This window comes from Streptococcus suis (genome assembly GCF_024509555.1).
Classification (GTDB): Bacteria; Bacillota; Bacilli; order Lactobacillales; family Streptococcaceae; genus Streptococcus; species Streptococcus suis_AD.
Genome location: NZ_JAMWEL010000022.1, coordinates 24,222 through 33,714, shown reverse-complemented (window position 1 = coordinate 33,714; position 9,493 = coordinate 24,222). Strand labels below are relative to the sequence as shown.

Genomic DNA, 9,493 nt, shown 5'->3' with positions numbered 1-9,493 from the left:
TCACTATTATCAACATTTTTAGTCAAAAAAAGAACTTAGTCTGAGACTAAATTCTGTTGATGTTATGCAGTTTTCTCAAAGTAACTTCTGGAAGGACGGGAACTAGAACTTACTTTGAGAATTTACCGTCAGGAAAATTTTCAATAAAAAAGAACAGATCAACTACTTGCTCTGTCCTTTGTTAATTATTCCTAACCTATCTATTGATCCCAGTATCCACAAAACCGAAATGAGACAAGGGGCTAAGTCTAAAGGATAGACGACCAATAATCTGGTCCTCATTAATCAAACCAAATTGTCGACTGTCTTCTTTATTATTCCGATTGTCGTTCAATACAAGATAACTATTTTCAGGGATGACCTCATACTCAGAATTGGTTAGCGTAGAAATCGTCAGATCCTCTGTGTAGTATTCATCAACCAGATTTTTCGTTAAATAGGTTTCTGATACAATCTCATGATTTCTATATAATACATCATCCATATAGGTCACTTGATCACCCTCACCAGCAATCACTCGACTGACGTATTCCTTACCCTCATGAGTATATAACACAAAATCACCATGTTTCAACCTGTCCTTTCGCACAGTAATAATAAAATCTCCACTCTGAAGGTAATTATTAGCCATATTATCTGTAATGGTTACAGGCTCGAAAAACCAAACTCTAAGCCCGATTAAACCAAGAACTAAAAGTAATAATAAAATTAGCTGGGTTATAAAATCTCTTTTTAACATCCTATCTCCATTCCTGAATTTATTATACCATAAGATAAGGACAAGTTCCTCTTGGAAGTTAGCTCATGATTTTCTGAAAAATTTCCTCAGCAATGACATGATTTCCAAGAGGTGTCAAGTGCAAGCCATCGCTATAATATTCCAAATGCCCCTTGGTTAAGGGATAAAGATTGATGACTGGCACATCCAATTCCTGACCAATTTCTGCAATAATGGCTTGTAATTCGTCTTCGATAATCTGATTATTAAGCCCGAAGCGACTGGTTGGCACGAATGGTGGAATGACCAAGTAAAGATCTGGTTGGCTAGGCAAACTCAAGTACCGCTCTGCCATTTCCCTATATTCACTAATAAATCGCTCCTTATTCCAGTAAGGACCACGGCTGTCATTGCTACCAATCATGATAATGACAATGTCCGCCTCGCTCTCAAGAGACAACTGGGCATTTTTCTCTTTAAAATAGGGATAATCCGACGTCGACTGAAGCGAACGACCACTCAAACCGAAATTAGATACCTGATAATGATGACCCAGTTTCTCAGCCAAAATGCAGGGATAGGCATCTTTTTCACGGTGCTCCAGACCGTAACCGTATGTCAGGCTATCGCCAACTGTCGCAACTTTTATGGCCCCACTTCCAACGGTTAGGACCTCTGGATACATAATATCTGACACGTGAACTCCTCTGATATTCTTATCATTCTATTGTACCATCTTGAAAAAAATAAATAAACTGCTGAATTTGTGATATAATGAACATATGAAAAAAAACGTGATGATTATAGGCGGAGGGATTGTCGGCTCAACAGCTGCCTTCTACCTCTCCCAAGATGAAACTGTCAACTTAACCCTCATAGACCACGGTGTCGGCACCGCTACCCGTGCAGCTGCTGGAATTATCTGTCCTTGGATGGCTCAAAAGAAAAATAAAGATTGGTATAAACTGACATCAGAAGGTGCAGTCTTCTATCGCAAATTAGTCGCAGATTTAGAGGCTGCTGGAGCCATGGACATCCCTTTCAAGCAAACTGGAACAATCGGCTTGAAGAGCAAGCCAGAATTGCTAGAAAAAATCCAAAAAATTGCGGAAGACCGCCGTGTCGATACTCCAACCATTGGTCAAATTACAAGCTTGCAAGGAGAAGAAATCAGCGACTATCTCCCACCGCTCAAACCTGACTTTTACGGCATTCATTTAGAAGGAGGCGGCCGTATCGATGGCGGGCGTTTGATTGACATTTTGCAAGAGGAAGTTTTGAAAAATGGCGGAGCGCGTCTACAAGGACAGGCAAAATTGCTAGACGCTCACACTATCGAACTAGATGGACAAGAGCTGACAGCCGACCACATCATCCTGGCAACAGGTGCCTGGTTACCACATATCCTAGAACCACTTGGTTATCAGGTTGATGTTCGTCCACAAAAAGGACAATTGTTGGAATTAGATACCCAATACGACACAAACAACTGGCCCGTCTGCATGCCTTATGGACAAATTGACATCTTGCCTTTTGAAAATGGTAAAATCATCGTTGGAGCTACACACGAGGATGATATGGGTTATGACCTGACACTCGACCCTGAAAAAATCCAAGCTATGCAAGATAAGGCAGCCGAGTTTATGCCAGACCTAGCCAACTATTCCGTTGCCAAAACACGGATCGGAACCCGTGCCTACACTTCAAATTATGCACCATTTTATGGCAATCTCGAAGACATGAAAAATGTTTGGGTTGCAAGCGGTCTAGGTTCCTCTGGTTTGACAAATGGTCCATTCATCGGCTGGCAAATCGCTCAAGAAATTTTAGGGAAGGAAAACAGCTTCGATCGAACAGCCTATTCTCCTACTAACTACATTAAAAAACAAATAAATAGCTAAAAGGCCACTCGCACTGAGTAGCCTTTTTTCTATGGCTTATCAACTTTAATCATCTTGTGAAAAAGTAACCAATAACCCACTGCCCCAATACCTAGCAGAGAAAAAGCTATTAAATAAGGAGTTAGGTCAGCCGTTTCTTTTTCTTGACTATCCGCCTCATCCCCCTTAGCTACTGCTTTTTCACTCCCTTTGCCCAGATATTGATTGTTTGAACTGATACTTGTGGAAGGGGTGACTTGTTCCTTCTCTGAATCCTTTTCATGCTGAAAATCAGGTTCTGATGACTGATTGAATGCCCTTGGTAAACCTGTACTACTAGCCTGACCAACTGTCTCTTGCTCCACAATTAGTTCGCTAGTAAAGTTGGTATCTTTATATACATTCTCACGCATATTTAGTATAGGTCTAATTGAAATTTTTCCTGAATACTCATTAGACAAGGTAAAAATCTGGTTTAAAATTCCTCTTCCAGCCTGCTCTATTTCCGTTTTTTCAGCAGTCACATGTTCTAACTTGTCAGCCACCAAATCCTCAGAACTTGACAAAGCTCCCACAGGCAATTCATGCGTAACAGAAGAACCATGAAGGGACAGGTGACCTACTGGCAACTCATGCGTGACAGAACTTCCATGAAGAGACAGGTGACCAACGGGAACCTCATGTGTGACAGAACTTCCATGAAGAGACAGGTGACCAACGGGAACCTCATGCGTGACGGAGCTACCGTGAAGGGACAAATGTCCTACTGGCAATTCATGGCTAACTGAAGAACCATGAAAGGACAAATGACCTACTGGTAATTCATGGCTAACAGAAGAACCGTGAAGGGACAAGTGACCAACTGGTAATTCATGGCTAACAGAAGAACCGTGAAGGGACAGGTGACCTACTGGCAACTCATGCGTAACGGACGATCCGTGAACGGAAACATGACCGACGGGCAATTCATGGGTAACAGAAGAACCATGAAGGTTCAAATGTCCTACTGGTAATTCATAGCTAACGGAAGAACCGTGAAGGAACAAGTGACCTACTGGCAGCTCATGCGTGACAGAACTTCCATGAAGGGACAAATGACCTACTGGTAATTCATGGCTAACAGAAGAACCATGAAGGGACAGGTGACCTACTGGCAATTCATGGCTAACAGAAGAACCGTGAAGGGACAGGTGACCTACTGGCAGCTCATGCGTGACAGAACTTCCATGAAGAGACAGGTGACCTACTGGCAATTCATGGCTAACAGAAGAACCATGAAGGGACAAATGACCTACTGGTAATTCATGGCTAACAGAAGAACCATGAAGGGACAGGTGACCTACTGGCAACTCATGCGTAACGGACGATCCGTGAACGGAAACATGACCGACGGGCAATTCATGGCTAACAGAAGAACCATGAAGGGACAAATGACCTACTGGTAATTCATGGCTAACCGAAGAACCATGAACAGAAAGGTGACCCTTAGGTAAGGAATGCTGGACAGCGCCTCCTAGCTTCTGCATGGGAATTGCTAGTTGTTTCATTCCCGACTCCAAAACAGTCGCTAGCTCAGAAGCGACAACCACAGCATTGATTGACGCTAGCACCTCACCATATTTAGCTTCTAGCAAGGAACTATAGTCATATTTTTCTTTTTCCGAAAATTCTTCTTGACTCCTTATCGCTAGAAGTGTTTCTTCCTTGACGTTCGCCAATTGCTGTCTAGCCAACTGCCTTTTTTCTTCTATTGGATTAAAATATTCTTCCCAATAGGATTGCCCAAGTTTGATGACATGAACATAGTCCAGATGAGAACCAACCGAATTTTTCACGACATTATTATTTAATCGAGGATTGCCAGAGGAATCCCGTGTGATTCCCATCCGTTTCAAGCCAATCGGATGATGCTGATCGTCCGAATCCGTAATATAAACTGCTCGAATCAATCCATTCTCATCATACTCAGCCCCCCAGACCGTCACAATATGAGTGGTCGTTCCAAAAGTTCGATAGGTCAAGCCAAGTAAACCTTGATTTTCTAAGTTATTGCGAACCAAATTTCCAAAATAGAGATAATCTCCGCTGAACATCCGATCCGTCAACTTTTTTTCCTTAAATACTTCATGAAAAAAGCCACCGCGTTTATCCGGTACCAAATCAGGATTTTCTAAATTGACCCCTCCTTGACTCTTTGGGGGATAACCATTGATAAATAGATCCACCAGAGCATCTGATACAAACCCATTCAATCGGCGACCGTAGTAGGCTTTAAAGAGGTTAAAAATTCGGCTATTTTGCTGATTTTCAAAAGAATCTGTGTAACGTCTTATATCAGTCAAAGAATAGTCCTGCTGCCCTAGATCAGCTCCATATTTCTCACTAATATACCGTTCTACATACTCCTTATTTTGTTCCAACCACCAGTGCAACATGTTGGAAGAAACTGCCGCAAAACACAGGTTCAAGTCCTCTATAGAAGCATCCAAACTCTTGTTGGCATCATAGTAACCATTTCCGGCTTCATAGGGCATATAATACTCAACAAATTCACCGGTCACTTCCTTTTTAAAATCACCAGCCTCTCCCATACTTGGCGGCGTCACCCCTTGCGCCCAGATAATTTCACGGGTCTCCCCACTATCTGTGACGTAGTAGCTGGTCGGTTGAGAGACAGGCATTTCAAGATTTTCTTTTGAAGAAGTTGGTTCTCCACTACTTCTAAACACCCCACTAGACAGGCTATCTTCTTGATTTGTAACAGTCAATTCACCATCAAGGCTTGGGCTTGATGCTTCATTCTGATTTTCATATAAACCTTGATTTAATTGAGTCTGGTCTAATTGATTTAGGCTGGTCACAGTTTCCTCTTGGCTAGTCCTCTCCTCTTCCTGAGGCAACTCCTCACCATCTCCAATATCATCAAAAGTAGGTAATTCATGAATAGAATTGCCTAAAATAGCCTCCGTATCGGCACTAACATCAATTGAACAAATTGTAGTCACTGCAAAAAGAAAGGCAACCGAAACTAAACCAACCGATAATTTCCTCAAAGCAAAACGGACAGGATTGTGCATCCTACTCACTCCTTTCTGTTTTAAATTTATTATATCAACACCTAGTAAAATATCAAAATAATATATCAAAAAAAGCTTCCTTTCGGAAACTTTTTCATCTGTCTATTATTGAACGTCAAATACCACTGACTTCACTTTCGTCATCGCTTCGATACTGTAGCGAATACCCTGAACACCTGCTCCTGACCCCTTAACACCCAAGAACGGGAAGTTATCTGGACCACGTTGGGTCTTAGCATTGATATGAACCGTACCAACTTCTAATTTTGACGCAAAATCAAAGGCAAACGGATAATTGCTTGTAAAGATAGAAGATTGAAGACCATATTCAGACTGGTTACACAATTCCAACATTTCATCCAATGTTGAAACACGAATAATTGGAAGAACTGGTCCAAATGGCTCTTCCCATGCAATTTCCATATCTGGTGTAACATGGTCAAGAAGGGTTGGCCAAATCAAGTTTTTCTCACGTTTGTATGGTGTCAATTCAGTTGCACCTTTAGCCTGTGCATCTTGAACCAAACCTTCGATAAATTCAGCAGATTGTTCATCGATTACTGGCGTAATGTCCTTGTTCTCAAATGGATCACCGACAGTCAACTTCTCAACTTCTGCTTTCAACTTCGCAGCCAATTCATCCGCTACAGAATCCATAACAAGAACACGTTTAATAGCCGTACAACGTTGACCTGAATAGCTGTAGGCACCACTTACAATTTCTTTTGCAGTGTGGTCCAAATCCGCATCTTCCATAACAACCGCAGCATCCTTACCACCCAATTCAAGCATGATTGGACGAATACCAGCTAACTGTCCAACTTTTTGTCCAATTGGAGTTGAACCTGTAAAGTTGATGAAGTTCACTTCTGGGTGTTCGATGATGTAGTCACCAATTTCTGAACCGCGACCTGTAATGGTATTGAAGACACCCGCTGGGATTCCTGCATCTGCGAAAGCTTCTGCCAACAATAGACCAGAAATAGAACCCTGCGTTGGTGGTTTAAACATAACCACATTTCCTCCGATTAGAGCCGGAGCAATCTTCGAAGCAGACAAGTTAACAGGGTAGTTGTAGGGTGCAATCGCCAATACGATACCTACTGGCTCGCGACGAACCAAGGAAACTTTTGACTTAGCAGTTGGCTCGTATGTTCCACCTTCTAATGATGAACCATAAACACGCAAACCTTCTTCAGCAGCAAAACGAATGAGATGAGCGGAACGATCCACTTCTCCGATTGATGCCTTAATACCTTTTGAAACTTCTTTTGCTAAAATTTCACCAATAGCATCCTTACGCTCTTCCAAAATATTTGCTGCCTTATGCAAATATTGGGCACGTTCAAACGCTGAAAGGGCACGCCAAGCAGGTAATGCCTTTCTAGCAGCTTCCATTGCCTGATCAACTTCTTCTTTTGACATAGCAGGAACTGTACCGAGTTTTTCTTGATTAATCGGTGAGTGAATCGCGATTGATTTTTCTGATCCAACCCAAGAACCGTTAATATAATTATTATACGCCTTCATTTCTTCCTCCTTTAAGTATAATGTGATAATTGTAACACATCGATATAGATTTTGTAATAATTTTCAGAAAATTTCAAATTTTCTTCCAAATTAATTTCAGTCTTCAAAGTATTTTAAGCCGTATATCTCAAAAAATATATAGTACTCAATGCTGGAGCATACAAAAAAGTTTGAAGCAGTTTATCTACTCCAAACTTTAAATTTATCTTCAATAAAGAAATATATAAAAATACTCTTTCTAATTTTAAATTATAATGCTTCCTCTAGTTCGTCTTCAGTAAAACCGAACATAAATTCTTCATCTTTGCCATTTGAGAACCAAATATCAGCTGCTTCAAAAACACTTAGCGATTCTTCATCATATTCGTTATACTCATTTTCATCAGAACAATAGTTACAAATATACGTTTCTTCGTCCCAATAGCCAAAACTATCTTTAACTCTACTTAAACGATGCCCACAGTCTGGACACATCGCATATCTACTCATAATAGTCCTCCCAAAAATAGAAAATAGTATTCAACATTATTTCAAAAGATTATTATTCTTAAATTAGTTGAAATCAACATACTCTTTTTGAAGTTCAAGAACTTCTTCTGCCGTTGCACATTCTGTCAAGGCACGTTGAGCATATTCTTCCATTTTAGCTGAATCAAGTGTCTTCATGAGGCTACGTGTACGAAGGACAGATGTTGCACTCATAGAAAACTCATCCAAGCCCATTCCGACAAGAAGTGGAACAGCTTGTTGGTCACCAGCCATCTCACCACACATACCAGCCCATTTGCCTTCTGCGTGAGCAGCCTTGATCACATTGTTGATCAAGCGAAGGATTGATGGGTTGTATGGTTGGTAGAGGTATGAAACTTGTTCGTTCATACGGTCTGCTGCCATAGTGTACTGGATCAAGTCATTTGTACCAATTGAGAAGAAGTCAACTTCTTTAGCAAATTGGTCTGCAATCATAGCTGCTGCAGGGATTTCAATCATGATACCCACTTGGATATCATCTGCAACTGCTACACCTTCAGCCAACAAGTTTGCTTTTTCTTCTTCAAGGATTGCTTTTGCTGCACGGAATTCAGTCAACAAGGCAACCATTGGGAACATGATACGAAGTTTACCATGTACAGATGAACGAAGAAGGGCACGCAACTGAGTACGGAACATTTGGTTACCAGTCTCAGAAATAGAGATACGAAGGGCACGGAAACCAAGGAATGGGTTCATTTCGTGTGGAAGGTCGAAGTAAGGAAGTTCCTTATCACCACCGATATCCATTGTACGAACCACGACAGGCTTGTCGTCCATACCTTCAAGAACAGCCTTGTAAGCTTCGTACTGCTCATCTTCAGTAGGGAAATCTTGTGAGTCCATGTACAAGAACTCTGTACGGTAAAGACCAACTGCCTCTGCACCGTTATCATTTACACCTTCAACGTCTTTTGGTGTACCGATGTTTGCTGCCAATTCGAAGTGTTTGCCGTCAGCTGTCACTGTTTGAGCATCTTTCAAGAGTGCCCACTCAGCTTTTTGTTTAGCATAGGCTTCACCAGCTGCTTTAAATTCTGCAATCACTTCTTCAGAAGGGTTGATAACAACCTCACCTGTGATACCGTTAACAGCAAGGACATCACCATCTTTAACGATCTCAGTAATGTTATTTGTACCCAAAACAGCAGCAATTTCGAGTGTACGAGCCATGATAGCTGAGTGGCTTGTACGACCACCGATGTTTGTTACAAAGGCTTTTACAAACTGTTTGTTCAATTGTGCTGTATCTGAAGGTGTCAAGTCGTGTGCGATAACGATTGACTCTTCATCAATTGTCGCAGGGTTTGGCAAACGAACGCCAAGTAAGTGTGCCAATACACGTTTTGCAACGTCGCGGATATCTGCTGCACGCTCTTGCATGTATGGGTTATCTTCCATACCTTCAAAAATAGCGATGAACATATCCGTTACTTCTTTCAAACCTGTTTCAGCATTTGTTTTCTTAGCACGAATAGTTTCCTTGATCTGACCAATCATTTCTGGGTCAGAGAGAACCATCAAATGTGCGTCAAATACGGCTGCGGCTTCTTCACCAAGGCTAGCTACTGCGTTCTCTCGAATAAGAGAAAGCTCGTTTTGTGATGCTGCAAGAGCAGCATCCAAACGAGCTTCTTCTGCATTTGTGTCTTCAACTGTAACAGTTTCGAAGGACAAATCTGGCTGAACGAGTAGATATGCCTTAGCAACGGCAACACCATCCGATGCTGCAATTCCTTTAAGCATTTCTGTCATTT

General features: G+C 41.5%; 7 protein-coding genes. 1 reads left to right on the top strand and 6 read right to left on the bottom strand.

Annotated features, from left to right (window positions below):
• Window positions 1-196 precede the first annotated feature (196 nt).
• Window positions 197-739, bottom strand: coding sequence for a signal peptidase I (gene lepB / locus NF418_RS08890; RefSeq protein WP_256779303.1), 543 nt, complete (start codon window positions 737-739; stop codon window positions 197-199).
• 58 nt (window positions 740-797) lie between these two features.
• On the bottom strand, window positions 798-1,415 hold the full coding sequence (locus tag NF418_RS08885) for a GDSL-type esterase/lipase family protein (protein WP_256779301.1): 618 nt from the start codon (window positions 1,413-1,415) through the stop codon (window positions 798-800).
• 85 nt (window positions 1,416-1,500) lie between these two features.
• On the opposite strand from NF418_RS08885, the gene NF418_RS08880 reads away from it, so the two are divergent.
• Window positions 1,501-2,619: an NAD(P)/FAD-dependent oxidoreductase gene (locus NF418_RS08880; protein ID WP_306172700.1), complete on the top strand. Its 1,119-nt coding sequence runs from the start codon at window positions 1,501-1,503 to the stop codon at window positions 2,617-2,619.
• A 29-nt stretch (window positions 2,620-2,648) separates the two neighbouring features.
• Here NF418_RS08880 and NF418_RS08875 read toward each other — a convergent pair whose 3' ends face one another.
• The 4 genes from NF418_RS08875 to ptsP form a co-directional block, all read right to left on the bottom strand.
• Complete coding sequence (locus NF418_RS08875) at window positions 2,649-5,675, bottom strand: IdeS/Mac family cysteine endopeptidase (RefSeq protein ID WP_256779297.1); 3,027 nt, start codon at window positions 5,673-5,675, stop codon at window positions 2,649-2,651.
• A 105-nt stretch (window positions 5,676-5,780) separates the two neighbouring features.
• Window positions 5,781-7,205, bottom strand: a complete 1,425-nt coding sequence (locus tag NF418_RS08870; protein ID WP_256779296.1) for an NADP-dependent glyceraldehyde-3-phosphate dehydrogenase — start codon at window positions 7,203-7,205, stop codon at window positions 5,781-5,783.
• A gap of 249 nt (window positions 7,206-7,454) precedes the next feature.
• On the bottom strand, window positions 7,455-7,694 hold the full coding sequence (locus NF418_RS08865; protein WP_256779294.1) for a hypothetical protein: 240 nt from the start codon (window positions 7,692-7,694) through the stop codon (window positions 7,455-7,457).
• 63 nt (window positions 7,695-7,757) lie between these two features.
• Window positions 7,758-9,491 (bottom strand): phosphoenolpyruvate--protein phosphotransferase, encoded by a 1,734-nt coding sequence (gene ptsP / locus NF418_RS08860; RefSeq protein WP_256779292.1) that lies wholly within the window; start codon window positions 9,489-9,491, stop codon window positions 7,758-7,760.
• Between the last annotated feature and the right edge of the window lie 2 nt (window positions 9,492-9,493).